The sequence below is a fragment of the Microbacterium sp. MAH-37 genome (assembly GCF_009758255.1).
In the GTDB taxonomy this organism is placed as follows: domain Bacteria; phylum Actinomycetota; class Actinomycetes; order Actinomycetales; family Microbacteriaceae; genus Microbacterium.
On sequence record NZ_WSEN01000009.1, the window covers coordinates 355,976 to 376,735 of the forward strand.

The window sequence follows — 20,760 nt, forward strand, 5'->3', positions numbered from 1 at the left end:
ACTCGGAGAAACCCGCCCGCCTGGTATCGAAGGAGCTGCCGTGGTTCAGTTCGAAGTCCCCGCGATCGTCCCCGCCGACCCCCAGGCGAACGTCACGGATCTGCTTGAGAAACGCGTGGAGGCCACTCCCGACCGCGCGCTGTTCTCCGTCCCGGAAGGTGAGGGCTGGCGGGACATCACCGCCGCCGACTTCCGCACCGCCGTCGTCGCGCTCGCCAAGGGATTCGTCGCTGCAGGCATCCAGCCCGGCGAGAAAGTCGGCTTCATCGCCCGCACCACCTACGAGTGGACGCTGGTCGACTTCGCGCTGTTCTACGCCGGGGCCGTCATGGTGCCGATCTACGAGACCAGCTCGCCCGCCCAGATCCAGTGGATCATGGAGGACTCCGGCGCCATCGCGCTGATCGCGGAGTCGCCCGACCACTTCACCCGCATCGACGAGGTCCGCGGCGACCTCCCCCTCGTCCGCGAGGTCTGGCAGCTGCACCTCGGCGCCATCGACACGCTCACCGCACAGGGCACGGGTGTCGAGGACGCGGAGATCGAGCGCCGTCGCTCCCTCGCGAACGGCGACGACATCGCGACCCTGATCTACACGTCCGGGTCGACCGGGCGCCCCAAGGGCTGCGTGCTCACGCACAGCAACTTCGTCGAGCTCTCTCGCAACGCCTCCGAATCGCTCAAGGACGTGGTGAACACCCCCGGCGCCTCGACGGTGCTGTTCATCACGCTCGCACATGTGTTCGCCCGGTTCATGTCGATGCTCTACATCCACGCCGGTGTGCGTGTCGGGCACCAGCCAGACACGAAGCAGCTGCTCGCCTCGCTCGGATCGTTCCAGCCCACGCTGCTGCTGGCCGTCCCGCGCGTGTTCGAGAAGGTGTACAACTCCGCCGAGCAGAAGGCCGAGGCCGGCGGCAAGGGCAAGATCTTCCGCGCCGCCGCCGCTGCGGCCGTGGAGCACTCGCGGCTGCAGGAGCGCGGCGAGAAGATCCCGTTCGGTCTGCGGATGCGGTTCGCGCTGTTCGACAAGCTGGTCTACGCGAAGCTGCGCGCGGCCATGGGCGGCAAGGTCGTCTACGCCGTGTCGGGTTCGGCACCGCTCGGCGACCGTCTCGGGCACTTCTTCCGCAGCCTCGGCGTGGTGATCCTCGAGGGCTACGGTCTCACCGAGACCACCGCACCGGCGACCGTGAACCGTGAGGACGGCTTCAAGATCGGCACCGTCGGGCCGGTCCTACCCGGCGTCGGCATCCGTCTCGCCGAGGACGGCGAGATCGAGGTGCGCGGCATCTGCGTGTTCAAGGAGTACTGGAACAACCCGGAGGCGACCGCCGCCGCGTTCGACGACGGCTGGTTCCGCACCGGCGACCTGGGCTCGTTCGACTCGGACGGGTTCCTGACGATCACCGGTCGCAAGAAGGAGATCATCGTGACCGCCGGCGGCAAGAACGTCGCCCCGGCCATGCTCGAGGACCCGATCCGCGCCAATCCGATCGTCGGACAGGTCGTCGTGGTCGGCGATCAGAAGCCGTTCATCGCCGCGCTGGTCACCCTCGACACCGAGATGCTGCCGACCTGGCTCGCGAACAACGGCCTTCCCGCTGATCTGTCCCTTGCGGATGCCGCGCAGAACGACGCCGTCCGCGAGGAGGTGCAGCGAGCCATCGACCACGCGAACACGCTGGTCTCGCGCGCCGAGTCGATCCGCAAGTTCACGATCCTGCCCACGGAGTGGACCGAGGACAGCGGCCATCTCACGCCGAAGATGTCGATCAAGCGCAACGTGATCCTGAAGGACTTCGCCGGCGACGTCGAGCAGATCTACACGCAGCCGGTGCAGACCACCAACGTCTCGCTGGGCTGACGCCCGCACGAAGAACGGCCCGCGCAGTGCGCGGGCCGTTCTTCGTATGTCAGCGGGTCAGAACCAGGTGCTCTCGCGCACCTGGCGCATCGCGACCTTGCGGGTCTCGGGATCGAGGCGGCCGAGGTAGACCATGCCGTCGAGGTGGTCCGTCTCGTGCTGCAACGCCTGCGCCAGCAGGCCCTCGCCCTCGAGCACGACCGGCGCACCGTCGAGATCGATGCCCTCCACGCGCGCCCACGGGTACCTCGGCGTGTCGTGCCAGAGCCCCGGCACGGACAGGCAGCCCTCCCCCGTCGGCTGCGGCTCGCCACGGACTTCAGTGAGGACCGGGTTGAGCACGTATCCGATTTCGCCGTCGATGTTGTAGCTGAACGCACGCACGGCGACGCCGATCTGCGGCGCGGCGACGCCCGCGCGGCCGGGCAGCTCCACGGTGTCGACGAGATCGTCGACGAGCGCGCGCACGCCGTCGTCGATGGTCTCGATTGGCGCGCAGACGGTGCGGAGCACGGGGTCGCCGTACAGCCGGATCTCGCGAACACTCATCGGACCGGGACCCGGGTGCGCAGACCCTCGACGAGCTGCGCGGCGAGCTCGCGAGCGGCCAGGCGCGTCTCCGGTGCGAGGCTCGACCAGACGATCGCCCCGCCGCCGGCGATCTGCGCGTCGTAAGGGATGCGCACGACGTGACCGACGCGCGTGGAGAAGTGCGCCTGCAGCTCGTTCAGCCGCACCAACGGTGTACCGGACGTGGACTGGTTCAGCACCACGATGGCGTCGCGCGCCTTGTCTGCGTAGCCGTTCGTCTCCAGCCAGGTCAGTGTCTCGGATGCGAGCCGCGCCTCATCGACGCTCAGCCCGGAGACGATCACGATCTGATCGGCAAGGTCGAGGGTCGCCCCCATGACGTCGTGCACGATCCCCGTGCCCGTGTCTGTGAGCACCAGCGAGTAGTAGTGCGCCGCAACCCCGGCGACGTCACGGTAGTCGGTGTCGCTGAACGCCTCAGCCACCCGCGGGTCGCTGTCGGACGCCAGCACGTCCAGCCGGGTGTGGTCGCGGGCGACGAGCGCCGAGACGTCGTGGAAGCCCTGCACCTCGTCCTTGGCGCGCACGAGGTCACGGACGGAGTGCGTCGTCTCGCCGATGATCCGGTCGGCGAGCGTACCGCGGTCGGGGTTCGCGTCGACTGCGATCACGCGGTCGTCACGAGCATCCGCCAGTGCCATGCCCAGCAGGGCCGTGACCGTCGTCTTGCCGACGCCGCCCTTGCGGGACAGCACAGGAACGAAACGCGCGTTGCCCTGCAGAGCGCCGGCGATGCGGCCGGAGAGCTCCTTGCGTGCGCGCGCCTTCTTGCTGTCGCCGAGGTTGATGCGGCGACCGGACACCGTGTAGACGAGGTGGCTCCAGGTGCCCTCCGGCTCGGGCTTGACCATGCGGCTCGGGTCGAGCAGGCGCTCGGCCGTCAGCAGGTCGGCGCTCTCCCGCGAGGACTCGCGGGAGGCGTCTCCGATTCGCTTGGAGGCGAGGGCGATCTCGGCGGTGCGGTGCGCCTCCGCGCGAGTGCGCGGCGGCGCGGCCGCAGGGCGGGGCGCGAGGTCGCGCTGGTCGTCAGTGTCCACGGTCGTCTCCTCCTCGGGAGCGGTCAGCGCGCCGGTCGCCGCTGCCGGGACGGATGCGCCGGCGGTCGCGTCGTCCTCACGATCCTGCCCGTCGGCCGTCCCGGCGTCCAGGGCTTCGTCTTCGTCGATCGGGTCAGCGGCCTCGTCGGCGGGCTGATTCTCGGCGATGTCCTGCTCCTCGGCGGAGCTCGCCTCGACCGGATCGGTGCTGGTCACGGACGCGAGTTCGGCGCCGGCCTCGGAAGGCGGCTCCTCCACCGACTCGGGCGCGGTGCGCCCACCCGTGACGGTCTGCTCCTCGGCGGGCTCAGCCTCGTCGGCGGGATCCGCGTCCACGGCGGAGTCCTCGACAACCGGCTCGGCTTCGCCTGCCGGTACCTCGTCGGTCGGTGCGGACGCATCGGCCGGCTCAGCCTCATCGGCCGACGCCTCGTCGGGCCCGGCCTCATCAGCCGGTTCAGCCTCATCGGCCGGCTCGACCTCATCGACCGGCTCAACCTCGTCGACAAGCTCAGTCCCGCCTTCGGGTCCCTCTGCAGCGTCGGTGACGTCGGCCGGTTCGGGGCGGATCATCAGCTCCGGCTTGATGCCTGCCCCGACGTCCTCGACGTCGTGCTTCCCCGCCGCGTCGGCGGAGTCGTCAGCGTCGAAGTCCTCGAGATCCTCCTCCTCGAGGTCGCGGGCGTCGTCGCGGGAGTTCTCGGCGTCGAGAGCGTCGTCTTCTTCGTCGGATTCCTCATCGAGCCGGTCCTCCACCGGAGAGGTACGCTCGGCCTCGTCGGGTCGTTCGTCCGCGTCCTCATCGTCCGCGGCTGTCCCGGCATCCGAGTCCTCAGGGTCATCCACCTCAACGCCAGCGGCTTCGCCGCCTTCCGACGGCACGACGTCCTCGATGACCACTTCCGCAGTCACGGCGTCGGGCTCGTCCACGACGAGGTGCGGCGCCTCCTCGGGATCCGGTTCGACGAGGTCGGCGATCACCGGCGGCTCGGTCTCAGCCGGCAGCTCGATGATGATCTCGGTGGTGTCGCGATCCAGCCGCTCGACCGTCTCCTGGTCGGCGACGCCGGACCGGTCGATGACCAGGTCGGAGACGATCGGCTCCACGGCGATCTCGTCGCCGAGCACCTCATCGTCGTCCTCGAGGTCCTCCTCGTCGCCGCCGGTCGGCATGACGACGCTCACCTGCGCGGTGGCCCCGAGAAAGCCGATCCCGGAGTCGTCGAGTGATGCGGAGTCGTCGAGGACGCCCAGGTCGTCGTCGCCGTCCTGGTCGTCGGTCTTCTTCGGCGTCACGGTTCTCCCTGAAAGCTTGTGCGAGCACGTCGCCCGCCCAAGATTACTGGCCTGGACTGACCACGACCAAAAGATCTCCCGCATCCACCTGCTGCGTCGGACCGATCGCGAGGCGCTCCACGACGCCGGAGACCGTCGCAGTGATGGCCGCCTCCATCTTCATCGCCTCGATCGACGCGACCGGATCGCCGGCGCGAACCGCATCCCCCACGGCGACCTGAAGGGTGACGACGCCGGAGAACGGCGCGGCCACCTGGCCGGGTCGTGAGGCGTCGGCCTTCTCGGCCTCGTGCGCATCGACGACGACCGACCGGTCGCGCACCGACACCGGCCGCAGCTGCCCGTTCAGGGTGGTCATCACGGTGCGCATGCCGCGCTCGTCAGCCTCGCCGACGGCCTCCAGGCCGACGTAGAGCTGCACGCCGCGATCGATCTCGATGAGATGCTCCTGCCCTGGTACCAGCCCGTACAGGTAGTCGCCGGTCTCGAGCACTGAGAGGTCGCCGTACTGCTCACGCATCCGCGCCAGCTCACGGGTCGGTGCGGGGAAGAGCAGTTCGTTCAGCCGAGCACGCCGCCCTGCGCTGTCGCCCGCGAGCGCCCGCTCGTCGTCCGCCGTGATCTCGCCGACTGCCGGGCGCACCGCGCGACCGGCGAGCACCTTGGTGCGGAACGGCTCGGGCCATCCACCCGGCAGATCCCCCAGCTCGCCCGCCATGAACCCGACCACGGAGTCCGGCACGTCGTAGTTCTGCGGGTTCTGCTCGAAATCGGCGGGGTCAGCCTTGACGGCTGCCAGGTGCAGAGCGAGGTCGCCGACGACCTTCGACGACGGCGTGACCTTCGGCACCCGTCCGAGGATCGCGTCCGCGGCGGCGTACATGTCCTCGATGAGTTCGAAGTCCTCGGCGAGACCCAGCGCCTTCGCCTGCTGACGCAGGTTGGAGAGCTGTCCGCCCGGGATCTCGTGGTGGTACACGCGCCCGGTGGGGCCTGGCAGTCCAGATTCGAACGGCGCGTACTGGCCTCGCACCGCCTCCCAGTAGGGCTCCAGATCCGAGACGCCGGCCAGGTCGATGCCGCTGTCCCGCTCGGTGTGCGCGAGCGCGGCGACCAGTGCCGACAGCGACGGCTGACTCGTGGTGCCGGACAGCGGCGCGGATGCGGCATCCACCGCGTCCACGCCGGCGGCCGATGCCGCGAGCAGCGTCGCGAGCTGACCGCCCGCCGTGTCGTGCGTGTGCAGGTGCACCGGCAGGTCGAACCGCTCGCGCAGTGCGGTGACCAGCTTCGCCGCCGCCGCAGGGCGCAGCAGGCCCGCCATGTCCTTGATCGCCAGCACATGCGCGCCGGCCTCGACGATCTGCTCCGCCAGCCGCAGATAGTAGTCCAGGGTGTACAGGTCTTCTGCGGGGTTCAGCAGGTCGCCGGTATAGCAGAGTGCGACCTCCGCGACCGAGGTCCCCGTGGCACGCACGGCGTCGATCGCCGGACGCATCTGGGCGACGTCGTTCAGCGCGTCGAAGATGCGGAAGATGTCGATTCCGGATGCCGCGGCCTCCTGCACGAACGCATCCGTGACCGCCGTCGGGTACGGCGTGTACCCGACCGTGTTGCGGCCGCGCAGCAGCATCTGGATCGCCACGTTCGGCAGCGCCGTGCGCAGCTTGTCGAGTCGTTCCCACGGGTCCTCGCCGAGGAAGCGGAGGGCGACGTCGTAGGTCGCGCCGCCCCAGGCCTCGACGGAGAGCAGCCCAGGCGTCAGGCGGGCGAGATACGGCGAGGCCGCGACCAGGTCGCGGGTGCGCACCCGCGTCGCCAGGAGCGACTGGTGCGCATCGCGGAAGGTGGTGTCGGTGATGGCGAGGGCGGTCTGCGCGCGCAGTTCCCTGGCGAAGCCGTCCGGTCCGAGTTCGAGCAGCCGCTGCCTCGTTCCGGCCGGCGGTTCGGTGCTCAGGTCGATCGCCGGCAGCTTGGTGCTCGGGTCGGCGGTGCCGGGGTGCGAGCCGTTCGGCCGGTTGACGGTGACGTCCACCAGCCAGTTCAGGATCTTCGATCCACGATCCTTCGACACGCGGCCCTGCAGCAGTTCCGGGCGCTCGTCGATGAACGCGGTGCTGATGTCGCCGGCGACGAAGGCCGGATCGTCGAGCAGCGCCTGCAGGAACGGGATGTTCGTGGACACCCCGCGGATGCGGAACTCGGCCAGGGCACGACGCGCCCGGGACACCGCGGCGGGGAAGTCCCGTCCACGGCAGGTGAGCTTCGACAGCATCGAGTCGAAGTGCGGGCTGATCTGCGCGCCCTGATGCACGGTGCCGCCGTCGAGGCGGATGCCTGCGCCGCCCGGAGAGCGGTAGGTGGTGATCTTGCCGGTGTCAGGGCGGAAGCCCTGCGCGGGGTCCTCCGTGGTGATCCGGCACTGCAGCGCGGCACCGCGCAGCCGGACGTCCCCCTGCTCGAGTCCGAGCTCCGCCAGGGTGGCGCCGGACGCGATGCGGATCTGCGCCTGGACGAGGTCGACGTCGGTGATCTCCTCGGTGACCGTGTGCTCCACCTGGATGCGCGGGTTCATCTCGATGAAGACGACCTCGCCGGTGCGCTCCCCCGCCGTCTCCAGCAGGAACTCGACGGTGCCCGCGTTCACGTAGCCGATCGAACGCGCGAACGCGACGGCATGCCGGTGCAGCTCCTGCCGGACGGCATCGTCCAGGTTCGGCGCCGGCGCGATCTCGACGACCTTCTGGTGCCTGCGCTGCACGGAGCAGTCCCGCTCGAACAGGTGCACGGTCTCACCCGTGGCATCCGCCAGCACCTGCACCTCGATGTGCCGGGGGCGCAGGACGGCCTGCTCCAGGAACATCCGCGGATCGCCGAAGGCGCTCTGCGCCTCGCGCATCGCCTCGGCGAGGGCCGGGCCCAGTTCGGCCTTCGTCTCGACCCGCCGCATCCCTCGCCCACCGCCGCCGGCGACGGCCTTCGCGAACAGCGGGAATCCGATCCCGTCCGACTGGCCGACGAGATCGTCCACGTCGTCTGATGCCTCGGTCGAGCGGAGCACCGGCACCCCCGCGTCGATCGCATGTCGCTTGGCCTCGACCTTGTTCCCGGCCATCTCCAGCACGTGCGCCGGCGGGCCGATGAACGCGATGCCGGCGGCGGCCGCCTTCTCGGCCAGCTCCGGATTCTCGGAGAGGAAGCCGTAGCCGGGGTAGATCGCGTCGGCACCGGACTCCACGGCGACCCGGACGATCTCGTCCACATCGAGGTAGGCGCGCACCGGATGTCCGCGCTCGCCGATCTCGTACGCCTCATCGGCCTTAAGCCGGTGCATCGAGCCGCGATCCTCGTAGGGGAACACCGCGACGGTGCGCGCCCCCACTTCGAACGCCGCCCGGAACGCACGGATGGCGATCTCTCCGCGATTGGCCACAAGGATCTTCTGGAACATGCACACCTCTGGATCAGTGCGCACCGAGGCGCACAGGAGCGGGGCTGAGTGTGCCCTCAGACTAACCCGTGCGCAGTGCCCGGAATCGCCGCGTTGCAGCCGGGTGAAGGAGAGTCACAGGGTCGGCACTGTAAGTTGGAGGATGTGCACGTACTCAGCGTCAGCTCCCTCAAAGGAGGCGTAGGCAAGACGACCGTCACCCTCGGTCTCGCCAGCGCCGCCTTCGCCCGTGGCATCCGTACCCTCGTGGTCGACCTCGACCCGCAGTCGGACGTCTCCACCGGAATGGACATCCAGATCGCCGGCAGGCTGAACATCGCCGACGTGCTCGCCAACCCCAAGGAGAAGGTGGTCCGTCAGGCCATCACCACCAGCGGGTGGGCGAAGGTGCATCCCGGCACCATCGACGTGCTGATCGGCAGCCCGTCCGCCATCAACTTCGACGGGCCGCACCCCAGCGTGCGCGACGTGTGGAAGCTCGAGGAGGCCCTCGCCACCGTCGAGAGCGAGTACGACCTCGTCCTCATCGACTGCGCGCCCTCGCTGAACGCCCTCACCCGCACCGCCTGGGCGGCGAGCGACCGCGTCATGGTCGTCACCGAGCCCGGTCTGTTCTCCGTCGCCGCCGCCGATCGCGCGCTGCGCGCCATCGAGGAGATCCGCCGCGGACTCTCCCCGCGCCTGCAGCCGCTCGGCATCGTCGTGAATCGCGTCCGCCCGCAGTCGATCGAGCACCAGTTCCGCATCAAGGAGCTGCGCGACATGTTCGGCCCGCTGGTGCTCTCGCCCCAGCTGCCCGAGCGCACCTCGCTGCAGCAGGCGCAGGGTGCCGCGAAACCGCTGCACATCTGGCCCGGTGACTCCGCGCAGGAGCTCGCCGCCGACTTCGACCAGCTGCTGGACCGCATCGTCCGGGCCGGCCGGGTGCCCGTGCCGGAGACCGGCGCTCAGGCCTGACGCGCCTCTCGCACATACCAAGAAACGCCCGGCTCCGGCCGGGCGTTCTCGTATGTACAGGCGGTCCGCGTCAGGCGGTGCGCTTGGCGCGCCGCTGCGCGAGCTCGTCGACAGGGTCAGGCGCAGTGGGATCGAGCTCGACGAGCGTCGACTCGACCTCACGGAGCACCTTGCCGACGGCGATGCCGAACACGCCCTGACCGCGGCTGACCAGGTCGATGACCTCGTCGTTCGACGTGCACAGATAGACGGATGCGCCGTCGCTCATCAGCGTGGTGCCGGCCAGATCACGGATGCCGGCGGCGCGGAGCTGCTCGACGGCGATCCTGATCTGCTGCAGCGAGATGCCGGTGTCCAGCAGTCGCTTGACCAGCTTGAGCACGAGGATGTCGCGGAAGCCGTAGAGGCGCTGCGAACCGGATCCGCTCGCACCGCGGACGGTGGGGACGACCAGTTCGGTGCGCGCCCAGTAGTCCAGCTGGCGGTAGGTGATGCCCGCCGCGCGAGCGGCGACCGCACCGCGGTAGCCGACCTCGTCGTCCATGGCGGGCAGACCGTCCGTGAAGAGGAGTTCGGTCACGAATCGCGGGTCTCCGGAGAGCTCATCCGCATTCATCATGTGTCCTCCTCAAGACCGGTGCCGCTCCCCCCGGAGCAGCTATCTCCACGGTAGAGCAGGGGTGGTGGTCGGGCAACGACATCCGGTGTGCGCCGGAGGTGTGTCGCAACCTGTTCGTTATGAGAGCATCCGCGAGAGAGCCGCGGACACCAGGATGCTGCGCACCTCGTCGATGCGCGCGGCGAGCTCAGGAGCCAGCTCTCCGGCGCGGCCGCGGGACGCGGCATCCGTGCGGCGCAGCATCGTCTGCAGCGCGGATTCGATCAGCGCCACCTCCCGCTCGGCACCCTGGCGCAGCGACCGAAGATGACGCGGCTCGATGCCGTGGCGGTCGAGGGCGACCAGGCTGCGCAGCAGCGACACGGTCTGATCGCTGTACGTGTCGGCGGCCGCGATCAGCCCGGTGCTGACGGCGTCGTTCAGCAGCTGCGGGGCGGCGCCGGCGGCCTGCAGCAGCTCCTCGCGCCGGTACCGGCGGGCGGGAGGTGTGATCGAGGGCGGCGGCGAGACCGGCTGTCCCTCGACGGCCTCGTCCAGCTGCTCGCGGATCACATCGAGCGGCATGTAGTGGTCGCGCTGCAGGGTGAGCGCCGTGCGCAGGCGCTCGACGTCCGCTGCCGAGAACTTCCGGTAGCCGGAGTCGGTGCGCGACGGTGTGACGATCCCTCGTCCCTCGAGGAAGCGCAGCTTGCTGGCGGTGATCTCCGGGAAGTCCGGGGTCAGCCGCGACAGCACCTGGCCGATGCTCAGCAGGCCCGCGGGCGCTGCGCGCTCACGGGCCGGGGACGATGCCGCCATCAGGCGTTCGCAGCCGCGATGTCGACCGGAGAGGCGAAGAAGTTCAGCCGGAACTTGCCGACGCGCACCTCGTAGCCGTTCTGCAGAAGACTGCGGTCGGCTCGCTCGCCGTTGACGTAGGTGCCGTTCAGCGAGCGCTGATCGATGATCTCGAACGACGTGCCGGTGCGGGTGATCTCTGCATGACGACGCGACACGGTCACATCGTCGAAGAAGATGTCCGCTTCGGGGTGGCGGCCGACCGTCGTGACATCGGCGTCCAGGAGGTATCGGGCACCGGCCAGGGCGCCTGAGCGCACCAGCAGCAGCGCCGACCCCGAGGGCAGCGCGGAGATCGCCGTCTGTTCGGCTTCGGTCAGTTCGGCTCCGAATGGGACGAACGACAGATCGGAGTCGTGTCCGAAAGTCTGCGTCACGTCGTGGCGCTGCTCTCCGCTGCGGTGGATAGCGTCGTCGCCGTATCGGCTCTGGCGGTCAGTCACGGGTGGCCCTCCTTCTCTCCAGACTAACGGATCCGAGCACTGCATCGGGAGGGGATGGGCGCACGGGGCGCACCTAGGCTGGGGACGTGCAGACAACCTGGTCCTCTCGAAGAATCCCGCTCGCCGCCCTGTTCGCCGCGCTGCTGACCGCCGCGTTCCTCTTGGTGGCCCCGCTGTCGGCCTCCGCACACGACGAACTCGTCTCCGCGGACCCGGCCGCCGACACGACTGTCGAGACCCTGCCCGCGCAGCTCGTGCTCACCTTCAGCGGCGACGTGCTCGATGCCGAGGGCGCCACCATGATCCAGGTGACCGATCCCGCGGGCAGCCCCGTCACCGACGGCGCACCGACCGTGGACGGGACGACCGTCACCCAGCCCCTCGCGGCGGGCGGCCCTGCCGGCGTCTACCACGTGGCGTGGAAGGTCGTCTCGGCCGACGGCCATCCGATCGCCGGGGAGTACGCCTTCACCACGGCCACCGGGTCGGCCGTGACCACACCCACTCCGACCACCGCGCCGACGCCGGAGCAGACGACGCCCGAAGCGAGCCCCGCTCCCACGGTGACCGTCACCGCGACGCCGGCGCCCGCCCCGAGCACCGCATCGCCGATCTGGCTGTGGGTGCTGCTGATCGTGGCCGTCCTCGTCGTCGCCGGCATCACCGTCTGGCTGGGCATGCGCCGCAGGCCGGCCGACGGCGAGCCCGCTGCGTCATCCGACGATGCCGCCGCCTCCACCGACCCCTCGGAACGATAGGCTGAGAGCATGCCACATTACGATGTCGTCATCCTCGGCGCGGGCCCTGGCGGCTACGTCGCCGCCGTCCGCAGCGCACAGCTCGGACTGTCCACCGCCATCATCGAGGAGAAGTACTGGGGAGGGGTCTGCCTCAACGTGGGCTGCATCCCCTCGAAGTCGCTCCTGAAGAACGCGGAGATCGCGCACACCTTCACCCACAAGGCCGAGTTCTTCGGCATCTCCGGTGACGTGCAGTTCGACTTCGGTGCGGCGTTCGACCGCAGCCGCAAGGTCGCGGACACCCACGTCAAGGGCATCCACTTCCTGATGAAGAAGAACAAGGTCACCGAGTACGACGGCCGCGGCACGTTCACGGGGCCGAAGGCGATCTCGGTCGCCAAGTCGGACGGCACGACCGAAGAGGTCACCTTCGACAACGTCATCATCGCGACCGGCTCGACCGTGCGCCTGCTGCCTGGTGTGCAGCTCAGCGACAACATCGTGACCTTCGAGGAGCAGATCCTCTCCCGCGAGCTGCCGGAGTCGATCGTCATCGTCGGCGCGGGTGCGATCGGCATGGAGTTCGCCTACGTGCTGACGAACTACGGCGTGAAGGTCACCATCATCGAGTTCCTCGACCGCGCCCTCCCCAACGAGGACGTCGAGGTCTCGAAGGAGATCCAGAAGCAGTACAAGAAGCTCGGCGTCGACATCCTCACCTCCACCGCGGTGAAGACCGTCACCGACAACGGCTCCTCCGTGCACGTCACCTACGAGACCCGCGACGGCCAGCCCGGTGAGATCACCGCGGGCAAGGTGCTCATGTCGGTCGGCTTCGCACCGAACGTGAACGGCTACGGCCTCGAGAACACCGGCGTCGCCCTCACCGAGCGCGGCGCGATCGACATCGACGACCACATGCGCACCAACGTCGAGGGCATCTACGCGATCGGCGACGTCACCGCCAAGCTGCAGCTCGCGCACGTCGCTGAGGCGCAGGCCGTCGTGGCCGCCGAGACCATCGGCAAGGCCGAGACCATGACTCTGGGCGACTACCGCATGATGCCGCGAGCGACGTTCTGCCAGCCGCAGGTCGCCAGCTTCGGCCTCACGGAGGAGCAGGCGCGTGCCGAGGGTCGCGAGATCAAGGTCGCGAAGTTCCCGTTCAGCGCGAACGGCAAGGCCAACGGCCTCGGCGAGCCGGTCGGCTTCGTCAAGCTGATCGCCGACGCCGAGCACCTCGAGCTCATCGGCGGCCACCTGATCGGCCCCGACGTGTCCGAGCTGCTGCCCGAGCTGACCCTCGCGCAGAAGTGGGACCTCACCGCCCTCGAGGCCGCCCGCAACGTGCACACCCACCCGACGCTGTCGGAGGCGCTGCAGGAGGCCTTCCACGGCCTTGCGGGTCACATGATCAACCTCTGATCGACAGACGCAGAGAGGGCCGAGCGGAATTCCGCTCGGCCCTCTCTGCGTCTGCAGGGTCCGTTCAGCGACCGAGCGCGCGGGCGAGTTTCGACCCCGAGGAGGCGTCGCGGGCGCCGGCGGCGAAGATCGCCTTCTCGGCCGCGGCGAAGAACGCCTGCCGTCCTGCCTCGTCGGCGGGAGCGGCGGGGCCCAGCTCGAGCTCCCATTCCCGCCATTCGCGGCGCGATCCGTCACGCAGATCGGTCGCGTGCACGTGATCGTCCACGAACTCGGCGAGCACGCCGTCGGGCCCCATCAGGTGAACGGCGGTGCGGGAGTTCTCGATCCGTGCGATCGGCCGCAGCGCGGATACCTGCACCGGCGCGATCGCCTCGGCGACCGCATCCGGGATCACGCCCTCCTCGCCCAGCGGCCAGCCGAGCTCCACCCGGCCGTCGCCGGTGCGCGGACCCTTCAGGTGCCACCCGGCATCCGGCCCACCGGTACGTCGGCGCAGCGCGTGGCCGGAGACAGCGAGGGCGAACTCCGCGGTGTCGAGGTACTGCGCGTCGAGCTCTCGCAGCTCGCCCGGCGACGCCGAGAGCACGCCGTCGACCGACGCCCAGTCCGGAAGCGGGGTCTCCGCGTCGACGTCGTACTTGCGCTCGACCTCGACCGATCGGGACGGCGCGGAATCAGACATCGGCGGGATTGATGTCCTCGAGGGACTCGTCGTACCAGAAGTCGAGCTCGGCGGGGCCGTCGTTAGCGCCGGTGTTCTGCGGCTCACCGCGGCGGTTGTAGACGATCTGCGTCTCGCTGTAGGGGACGATCAGCTTGTCGTCCACATCGTCGCCGAGGGGGATGATCTGCCCGTCCAGCGGGCCACCGTGAAGTCGCGCGAGTGCCATGAGCACACCATAGCCCCTGGCGACGTCATCCGATCGCGATGCCGAGCGCCGCGCCGACGATCATCCACGGCCCGAAGGCGATGCGGGTGCTGCGGTCGGCTCTGCGCAGAGCCATGAGTACGAGGGCGTACAGCGCGCCGAGCACGAAGGCGGAGGCCGCGCCGATCGCGAGCGCCTGCCAGCCGTGCCAGCCCAGCACGAGGCCGATGACCGCCGCGAGCTTCACGTCGCCGCCGCCGACCCCCTGCCTGCTGGTCAGCCGCATCACCGCGTAGAACCCTGCGAGCAGCAGCATCCCGAGCAGCGATCGCACGATCCGCGCGACGTCGCCGGTCAGGAGCGCCTCCACGCCGACGAGCACCAGCAGCGCGCCGAGCGTCGGCAGCACGATGCGGTTCGGCAGCCGGTGGGTGCGGGCATCGATGACGAGCAGCCACGCCCCGACACCGGCCAGGGCGACGTGCACCAGGACGGCGATGAGGTCGTGGAGGGTCATCCTCGCAGGCTAGGCGAGACGGACGGCGGGCGGGAACGCCATGTGGATAACCGGCGTTCAGAGGTCGAGGATCTCGAGCTCGACGAGCACGGTGCCGCCCTCCTCGATCGCCTCTGCGCTGCGCACCTGCTTCTTCAGGGGCAGCACGTACCCGTCGCGACCGGGGAAGATCGAGGTGGCCCATTCTGTGCCGCCGATCCGTGCGCGCACCCGCAGCGATCCGAACCCGCGCGGCGGTGAGGGCAGCTCCCTGATCTCCCGCGAGAGCTCCTCAGGCATGACCGCGAAGAACCAGGCCTCGGCCCTGGCGTCCCATCGGACGACGTCGCTCTCGTACTCGATCCGCATGCCCCCAGAGTAGTCCGGAGTCTTCGAAGAGCGATGTCGGATGTCCTACTTACGATCTGAGATGAACTTGTTCTTTTCGAATATCTCTTCGAGGATGGATGCATGGGGATCGGCACTCTGCGAGCACTCTCCCCCGCCGATGAGCGGGCGGGAGAGATCCTGCGTCTGCGCCGCGAGATCGGGCGGATGCAGCGGGTGCGCAGCGACGAGAAGGTGCTGCCGGTGCCGCCCGCGCTGGAGCAGATCCTGCCCGGCGGAGGCCTCGCCGCAGGAACGGTGTACTCGGTCTCGCCCTCACTGAGCCTGCTCTTCGCCCTGCTCAGCGCCTCCTCCCAGCGCGGCTCGTGGTGCGCGGCGGTCGGCCTGCCCGACCTCGGCGTCGAGGCCGCAGCCGCCGCGGGGATCGACCTCGAGCGCCTGGTGCTCGTCCCCGAGCCCGGTCCGCGCTGGCTGGCCGTGGTGTCGGCACTGGCCGAGATCGTCCCGCTCATCGCAGTGCACCCAGGATCGCTGCCGCAGGATGCCGAGGCGGCCCGCCTCGCCGCGCGGCTGCGCGACCGTGGCTGCACGGTGCTGGCCACCTCGCCCTGGCCGCAGAGCGAGGGTCTGATCAGCCTGCACGACCCGCAGTGGGAGGGCCTGGGCGAGGGATGGGGACTGCTCGAGGACCGCACGGTGACCGTCACGGCGCAGACCCGCACCCGCCCGCGGCCGCAGAGCGTGCGGGTGCGCCTGCCAGGGCGGCTCGGCGCCGTGGAGCAGGTCGAGCAGACGGCACCGGCTCCGATCCCCCTCGACACGAGATGGGCGGCGGCGGGATGATCCCCCCGAGCAGGATGCACGTGCTGCGGTTCCCCGACTGGCCGCTGCGAGCGGTGCTGGGCGAGCCGCCGCCGCATCCGCCGGTCGCCCTGGTGCGGCAGAACACCGTCGTCGCGTGCACAGCCTCGGCACGCGCGCTGGGCGTGCGCGTCGGCCAGCGCCGGCGGCTCGCCCAGGGGCGCGCCCCTGCACTGCGGATGCTGCCGCACGATCCCGCTCAGGACGAAAGGGCGTTCGTCCCGGTGCTGCGCCTCATCGAGCAGCACGCCCCCGGGGTGCTGCTGCTGCGCCCCGGCGCGGCAGCGCTGCGCTCGCGGGGCGTGTCCAGGTTCCACGGCGGCGAAGCCGAGGCCGCCGACGCGCTGCTCGCAGTGCTCGCCGAGGAGGGGTATCCCGAAGCACTGATCGGCGTCGCCGACGGCGCGTTCACCGCCGAGCTCGCGGCACTGCGCGCCGAAGGGGAATCCGCCCGCCGGGTGATCGTGCCCGCCGGCGGGTCGCGTGACTTCCTCGCCCCCGTTCCCGTGACCGCCCTCGGCGACGAAGAGCTGGCCAGCCTGCTGGCCCGTCTCGGAGTGCACACTCTGAGCGAGTTCGCCGCGCTGGGCGAAGGAGCGGTGCGCGATCGGTTCGGCGAGCACGGCGCGCGGCTGCACGCCCTCGCGCAGGGATCGGACTCCCGCCCGATCCAGCACCGTCCGCCCGATCCCGAACTCGCCGGGGAGATCTCGTTCGACACCCCGCTCGGGCAGGCCGATCAGATCGCCTTCGCCGTGCGGCAGACAGCGGATGCCGTGATGCTGGCGCTGGCCGACGCCTCCGCGGTATGCACCGAGGTGCGCATCGATCTGACCGACGACGACGGCAGGGTGAACTCGCGCACCTGGCTGCATCCGACCTGTTTCGAAGCCGCCGACCTCGTCGACCGGGTGCGCTGGCAGCTCGAGGCTCTCGCCGCAGAGGGCCGCGACGACGACCATGACGCCGCTCATGCGTTCCGCGGGATCGTGGGGGTGCGCATCACCCCGGTGGCGATCGACGACGCCGCGCATCACCAGCCTGCGCTGTTCGGCCAGGCGAGCGATGAGCGTCTGCACCACGCCCTCTCCCGGGTGCAGACGATCGTGGGGCATCGCGGCGTCGTCACCGCGACACTGGCCGGCGGCCGCTGGCTGACCGACCGGCAGGTGCTCACCCCCTGGGGCGAACGTTCCGTCGCCCCGCGCGACCCTGCCCTCTCCTGGCCGGGGAGCATTCCCGGTCCGCATCCGGCCGAGGTGTTCGACCCGCCGCGGCCGATCCGGGTGCGCGCGGCCGGAGACGACGCCATCGAGGTCGACGAGCGGGGCACGCTCTCGGCCCCGCCCGCCTTCGTCGAGGACGCTGCGGTGGCCTCCTGGGCGGGGCCGTGGCCGGTGCGGGAGCACCGCTGGGATGCCGCTCGCTCCCGCAGCGGGCATCGCTTCCAGCTGGTCGACGAGCGCCAGCGGGCCTGGCTGGTCGTGCTCTCGGATGAGGGGTGGCTCGCGGAGGGACGGTACCGCTGATGGGCTGGCACAACCCCGATCTCACCTGGGCGGAGCTGGAGCGAACGCTCAGCGACCCCACCGCCCCGCCGTCCGCCGAGCCCCTCGGCACCCGCGTCGACCCCGGCCCGCTCAGCCGGCACCGTGCACCCATCACCCCGCCGCCGGTGGACCGCCCCGACGACGCCGTCCCCTACGCCGAACTGCACGCGCACTCGTCGTTCTCCTTCCTCGACGGCGCCTCCTCCCCCGACGATCTGCTCGCCGAGGCCGAGCGCCTGGGGCTCACGGCCCTCGCGATCACCGACCACGACGGGTTCTACGGCGCCGCGCGGTTCGCCGAGGTCGCCGAGCTGACCGGCGTGCAGACGGTGTACGGCGCCGAGCTCTCCCTCGACCTGCCCACCCCGCAGAACGGCATCCCCGATCCCGTCGGCGACCACCTGCTCGTGCTCGCGCGTGGCCTGGAGGGCTATCGGAGGCTCTCCTGGTCCATCACGCAGGCGCAGCTGCGCGGCGGCGAGAAGGGGCGCCCCGTCTACGACCTGGACGAGCTCGCGGCGAGCGCGGAGGGCCACTGGACCATCCTCACCGGATGCCGCAAGGGCGGGGTGCGCCGAGGACTCGCCCGGGGCGATGCGCAGACACCGCTGCGGCGCCTGGTTGACCTGTTCGGCAGGGACCAGGTCGTCGTCGAGCTCATCGACCACGGCGATCCCGGCGACACCGGCCGCAACGACGCCCTGGCCTCCCTGGCCTCCGAACTGCGTCTGCCGATCGTGGCGACCAACAACGTGCACTACGCCGCCCCCGCGCAGGCCGGGCTCGCCGAGGCCGTGGCATCCGTGCGCGCCACCCGCAGCATGGACGACCTGGACGGCTGGCTGCCGGTGCACGGCTCCGCGCATCTGCGCAGCGGGGCGGAGATGACGGCGCGTTTCCGCCGGTACCCCGGCGCGATCGCGCAGAGCCTGCGGATCGCGGAGGACTGCGCCTTCCCGCTGCGCCGGGCGAAGCCCGATCTGCCCCGGCTGGACACCCCCGGCGGCGTCCCTCCGATGCAGCATCTGCGCGATCTCGTGTGGGCGGCGGTGCCGGAGCGGTATCCCAGGCTCGACGCCGACGGCCGCTCGCGCATCGAGCGGGAACTGAACGTCATCGAGGAGAAGGACTTCCCCGGGTACTTCCTCATCGTGCACGGCATCGTCGAAGAGGCACGGCGCCGGGGCATCCTCTGCCAGGGCCGGGGGTCGGCCGCAGCGAGCGCGGTCTGCTATCTGCTGGGCATCACCGCGGTCGATCCGATCCTGTACCGTCTCCCCTTCGAGCGGTTCCTCGCCACCACGCGCACCGAGGAGCCCGACATCGATGTGGACTTCGACTCCGGCCGGCGCGAGGAGATCATCCAGTGGGTGTTCCAGACCTACGGCCGTGATCGCGCCGCGCAGGTGGCCAACGTCATCCAGTACCGGCCGAAGAACGCGGTGCGCGACATGGCACGCGCGCTCGGGCACTCCCCCGGCCAGCAGGACGCCTGGTCGAAGCAGGTCGACGGGTGGAGCGCGGGGATCGAAGTGGCCGAGGGCAACGACATCCCCGATGACGTCCTCGCCTACGCCGGTGAGCTGCTGAAGGCTCCCCGGCATCTCGGCATCCACTCCGGCGGGATGGTGCTGACCGCGCAGCCGGTCGGCGAGGTGGTGCCCGTCGAGCACGCGCGGATGGAGGACCGCACCGTCATCCAGTGGGACAAGGACGACGCCGCCTCGATGGGGCTGGTGAAGTTCGACCTGCTGGGTCTGGGGATGCTGGCCGCGCTGCGGCACTGCTTCGACCTCGTCGAGGAGGCCACCGGAGAGGTCTGGACGCTCGCCTCGCTCCCCAAGGAGGAGCCGGCGGTGTACGACATGCTCTGCCGGGCCGACTCGATCGGCGTGTTCCAGGTGGAGTCCAGGGCGCAGATGGGACTGCTCCCCCGGCTGCAGCCCCGGGAGTTCTACGAGCTGGCTGTGCAGATCGCCCTCATCCGGCCCGGGCCCATCCAGGGCGGCGCCGTGCACCCCTTCGTGCGGCGGAAGATGGGTCAGGACGAAGTGACCTACGCCCATCCCGATCTCGAGCCCGTCCTGAAGCGCACCCTGGGCATCCCGGTGTTCCAGGAGCAGCTGATCCAGATGGCCACGACGCTCGGCGACTGCACAGCCGACGAGGCCGATCTGCTGCGGCGTGCGATGGGCTCCAAGCGCGGGATGGAGAAGATCGAGCGCATCAGTGAGTCGCTGTACGCGGGGATGGCACGACGGGGCCTCAGCAAGGAGGCCTCCGATCGCATCTACGCGCAGATCCAGGCGTTCTCGAACTTCGGCTTCGCCGAGTCGCACTCCCTGTCCTTCGCCCTGCTCGTGTACGCCAGCTCGTGGCTGAAGCTGCACTACCCGGCAGCGTTCCTCGCGGGGCTCCTGCGGTCGCAGCCGATGGGGTTCTACTCGGCCTCGACGCTGACCTCCGACGCCCGCAGACACGGCGTCACGGTGCTGCGCCCCGACCTGCACCTCTCCGGTGCCACCGAGACGCTGGAGCGGATCGAGGACGGCACCGCCCCCACCGGCCTTGATGCCTGCCTCGCGGCCCCTCAGCCCGCGATCGCCCCCTTCGACCGCACAGCGCCCGACGAGTCCGCCGCGCATCGGCGGGACGGCCGCTTCGCAGTGCGCCTCGGCCTTTCCGGGGTCCGAGGGATCGGCACGCCCCTGGCCGAGCGGATCGTCGCCTCCCGCGAACAGGACGGTCCGTTCCGCGATCTGCATGACCTCGTACGACGCACGGATGCCACCGCCGCCCAGCTCGAGGCGCTCGCCACGGCAGGCGCGTTCGAATGCCTGGGGCTGAGCCGGCGCGAGGCGATCTGGACGGCGGGCACGGCCGCCGAGGACCGCGCCCGCTATCTGCCGGGCACGACGATCGCCGTGCAGCCGCCGCTGTTCCCCGACCAGACCGGGTACGAGCGGCTGTCGGCGGATCTCTGGGCGACCGGGGTGTCCACCGACGACCATCCGATGGCGCACTTCCGCGCCGCGCTGACCGAGCGCGGAGTGCTGACCTCCGAACGGCTGCGCACCCACGATCAGGGCCGTCGGATCGAGGTGGCCGGCATCGTCACGCACCGGCAGCGACCGGCGACAGCCAGCGGCATCACGTTCCTGAACCTCGAGGACGAGCACGGCCTGGTGAACGTGATCTGCTCAGCCGGTGTCTGGGGCCGTTACCGCCGGATCGCCCGCGACTCCCCCGCGCTCATCGTGCGCGGCATCCTGGAGCGCTCCCCCGAGGGCGTCGCCAACCTGCTGGCCGACGCCTTCGAGGATCTGCGCACCGGACTGGAGCACCGCTCCCGGGACTTCCGCTGAGCGAC

At 70.3% G+C, this 20,760-nt stretch carries 16 protein-coding genes and 1 pseudogene; 7 read left to right on the top strand and 10 right to left on the bottom strand.

What is annotated here, in order from left to right:
* Nucleotides 1-40 precede the first annotated feature (40 nt).
* A complete protein-coding gene (locus GON06_RS13925) occupies nucleotides 41-1,867 on the top strand; it encodes an AMP-dependent synthetase/ligase (RefSeq protein WP_332837559.1) in 1,827 nt (608 codons plus the stop codon).
* 57 nt (nucleotides 1,868-1,924) lie between these two features.
* Here the strand turns inward: GON06_RS13925 and GON06_RS13930 are convergent, their stop codons facing one another.
* Genes GON06_RS13930 through GON06_RS13940 form a run of 3 tightly spaced genes read right to left on the bottom strand, consistent with a single transcriptional unit; the run spans nucleotide 1,925 to nucleotide 8,242 of the window.
* On the bottom strand, nucleotides 1,925-2,416 hold the full coding sequence (locus GON06_RS13930; protein WP_157312844.1) for a peptide deformylase: 492 nt from the start codon (nucleotides 2,414-2,416) through the stop codon (nucleotides 1,925-1,927).
* Nucleotides 2,413-4,791 (bottom strand): nucleotide-binding protein, encoded by a 2,379-nt coding sequence (locus GON06_RS19105; RefSeq protein WP_332837560.1) that lies wholly within the window; start codon nucleotides 4,789-4,791, stop codon nucleotides 2,413-2,415. The genes GON06_RS13930 and GON06_RS19105 overlap by 4 nt, the downstream gene beginning before the upstream one ends.
* A 43-nt stretch (nucleotides 4,792-4,834) precedes the next feature.
* Nucleotides 4,835-8,242 (bottom strand): pyruvate carboxylase, encoded by a 3,408-nt coding sequence (locus GON06_RS13940; protein WP_157312845.1) that lies wholly within the window; start codon nucleotides 8,240-8,242, stop codon nucleotides 4,835-4,837.
* Between the two features lie 144 nt (nucleotides 8,243-8,386).
* On the opposite strand from GON06_RS13940, the gene GON06_RS13945 reads away from it, so the two are divergent.
* The gene (locus tag GON06_RS13945; RefSeq protein WP_116243039.1) at nucleotides 8,387-9,199 is read left to right on the top strand and encodes a ParA family protein; all 813 of its coding nucleotides are present in this window, start codon (nucleotides 8,387-8,389) and stop codon (nucleotides 9,197-9,199) included.
* A 70-nt stretch (nucleotides 9,200-9,269) separates the two neighbouring features.
* On the opposite strand, the gene GON06_RS13950 is transcribed toward GON06_RS13945, so the two are convergent.
* The 3 genes from GON06_RS13950 to GON06_RS13960 form a co-directional block, all read right to left on the bottom strand.
* The gene (locus tag GON06_RS13950; RefSeq protein ID WP_116243114.1) at nucleotides 9,270-9,815 is read right to left on the bottom strand and encodes a MerR family transcriptional regulator; all 546 of its coding nucleotides are present in this window, start codon (nucleotides 9,813-9,815) and stop codon (nucleotides 9,270-9,272) included.
* A 120-nt stretch (nucleotides 9,816-9,935) separates the two neighbouring features.
* A complete protein-coding gene (gene ftsR, locus GON06_RS13955; protein WP_157312847.1) occupies nucleotides 9,936-10,616 on the bottom strand; it encodes a transcriptional regulator FtsR in 681 nt (226 codons plus the stop codon).
* Nucleotides 10,616-11,098 carry an FHA domain-containing protein gene (locus GON06_RS13960; RefSeq protein WP_332837561.1) on the bottom strand — a complete coding sequence of 161 codons (483 nt, stop codon included), beginning with the start codon at nucleotides 11,096-11,098 and terminating at the stop codon, nucleotides 10,616-10,618. The genes ftsR and GON06_RS13960 overlap by 1 nt, the downstream gene beginning before the upstream one ends.
* Before the next feature lie 86 nt (nucleotides 11,099-11,184).
* On the opposite strand from GON06_RS13960, the gene GON06_RS13965 reads away from it, so the two are divergent.
* Both GON06_RS13965 and lpdA read left to right on the top strand, forming a co-directional pair.
* On the top strand, nucleotides 11,185-11,856 hold the full coding sequence (locus GON06_RS13965) for a copper resistance CopC family protein (protein WP_332837562.1): 672 nt from the start codon (nucleotides 11,185-11,187) through the stop codon (nucleotides 11,854-11,856).
* A gap of 9 nt (nucleotides 11,857-11,865) precedes the next feature.
* Nucleotides 11,866-13,263: a dihydrolipoyl dehydrogenase gene (gene lpdA / locus GON06_RS13970; RefSeq protein ID WP_157312849.1), complete on the top strand. Its 1,398-nt coding sequence runs from the start codon at nucleotides 11,866-11,868 to the stop codon at nucleotides 13,261-13,263.
* Nucleotides 13,264-13,327: 64 nt separating this feature from the next.
* On the opposite strand, the gene GON06_RS13975 is transcribed toward lpdA, so the two are convergent.
* Genes GON06_RS13975 through GON06_RS13990 form a run of 4 tightly spaced genes read right to left on the bottom strand, consistent with a single transcriptional unit; the run spans nucleotide 13,328 to nucleotide 15,000 of the window.
* Complete coding sequence (locus tag GON06_RS13975) at nucleotides 13,328-13,948, bottom strand: CYTH domain-containing protein (protein WP_157312850.1); 621 nt, start codon at nucleotides 13,946-13,948, stop codon at nucleotides 13,328-13,330.
* Nucleotides 13,941-14,156 carry a response regulator gene (locus GON06_RS13980; RefSeq protein WP_157312851.1) on the bottom strand — a complete coding sequence of 72 codons (216 nt, stop codon included), beginning with the start codon at nucleotides 14,154-14,156 and terminating at the stop codon, nucleotides 13,941-13,943. The genes GON06_RS13975 and GON06_RS13980 overlap by 8 nt, the downstream gene beginning before the upstream one ends.
* 25 nt (nucleotides 14,157-14,181) lie before the next feature.
* Nucleotides 14,182-14,652: a prepilin peptidase gene (locus tag GON06_RS13985; protein ID WP_157312852.1), complete on the bottom strand. Its 471-nt coding sequence runs from the start codon at nucleotides 14,650-14,652 to the stop codon at nucleotides 14,182-14,184.
* Between the two features lie 57 nt (nucleotides 14,653-14,709).
* Nucleotides 14,710-15,000, bottom strand: coding sequence for a DUF1905 domain-containing protein (locus tag GON06_RS13990; protein ID WP_157312853.1), 291 nt, complete (start codon nucleotides 14,998-15,000; stop codon nucleotides 14,710-14,712).
* A gap of 102 nt (nucleotides 15,001-15,102) precedes the next feature.
* On the opposite strand from GON06_RS13990, the gene GON06_RS13995 reads away from it, so the two are divergent.
* The 3 genes and pseudogenes from GON06_RS13995 to GON06_RS14005 all read left to right on the top strand — a co-directional run bounded on the left by GON06_RS13995 (nucleotide 15,103) and on the right by GON06_RS14005 (nucleotide 20,755).
* Nucleotides 15,103-15,822 (top strand): hypothetical protein, encoded by a 720-nt coding sequence (locus GON06_RS13995; RefSeq protein ID WP_157312854.1) that lies wholly within the window; start codon nucleotides 15,103-15,105, stop codon nucleotides 15,820-15,822.
* A gap of 14 nt (nucleotides 15,823-15,836) precedes the next feature.
* A pseudogene (locus tag GON06_RS19175) lies at nucleotides 15,837-16,256 on the top strand (Y-family DNA polymerase); the annotation flags it as partial.
* Nucleotides 16,257-17,368: 1,112 nt separating this feature from the next.
* Nucleotides 17,369-20,755 carry an error-prone DNA polymerase gene (locus tag GON06_RS14005; RefSeq protein ID WP_157312995.1) on the top strand — a complete coding sequence of 1,129 codons (3,387 nt, stop codon included), beginning with the start codon at nucleotides 17,369-17,371 and terminating at the stop codon, nucleotides 20,753-20,755.
* Nucleotides 20,756-20,760 lie beyond the last annotated feature (5 nt).

Coding starts and splice junctions, on each gene's coding strand:
- GON06_RS14005 (WP_157312995.1), top strand. CDS start 17,369: ATGGGCTGGCACAACCCCGATCTCACCTGGGCGGAGCTGGAGCGAACG.
- GON06_RS13930 (WP_157312844.1), bottom strand. CDS start 2,416: ATGAGTGTTCGCGAGATCCGGCTGTACGGCGACCCCGTGCTCCGCACC.
- GON06_RS13985 (WP_157312852.1), bottom strand. CDS start 14,652: ATGACCCTCCACGACCTCATCGCCGTCCTGGTGCACGTCGCCCTGGCC.
- GON06_RS13950 (WP_116243114.1), bottom strand. CDS start 9,815: ATGAATGCGGATGAGCTCTCCGGAGACCCGCGATTCGTGACCGAACTC.
- GON06_RS13975 (WP_157312850.1), bottom strand. CDS start 13,948: ATGTCTGATTCCGCGCCGTCCCGATCGGTCGAGGTCGAGCGCAAGTAC.
- lpdA (WP_157312849.1), top strand. CDS start 11,866: ATGCCACATTACGATGTCGTCATCCTCGGCGCGGGCCCTGGCGGCTAC.
- GON06_RS13995 (WP_157312854.1), top strand. CDS start 15,103: ATGGGGATCGGCACTCTGCGAGCACTCTCCCCCGCCGATGAGCGGGCG.
- GON06_RS13980 (WP_157312851.1), bottom strand. CDS start 14,156: ATGGCACTCGCGCGACTTCACGGTGGCCCGCTGGACGGGCAGATCATC.
- ftsR (WP_157312847.1), bottom strand. CDS start 10,616: ATGGCGGCATCGTCCCCGGCCCGTGAGCGCGCAGCGCCCGCGGGCCTG.
- GON06_RS13990 (WP_157312853.1), bottom strand. CDS start 15,000: ATGCGGATCGAGTACGAGAGCGACGTCGTCCGATGGGACGCCAGGGCC.
- GON06_RS13940 (WP_157312845.1), bottom strand. CDS start 8,242: ATGTTCCAGAAGATCCTTGTGGCCAATCGCGGAGAGATCGCCATCCGT.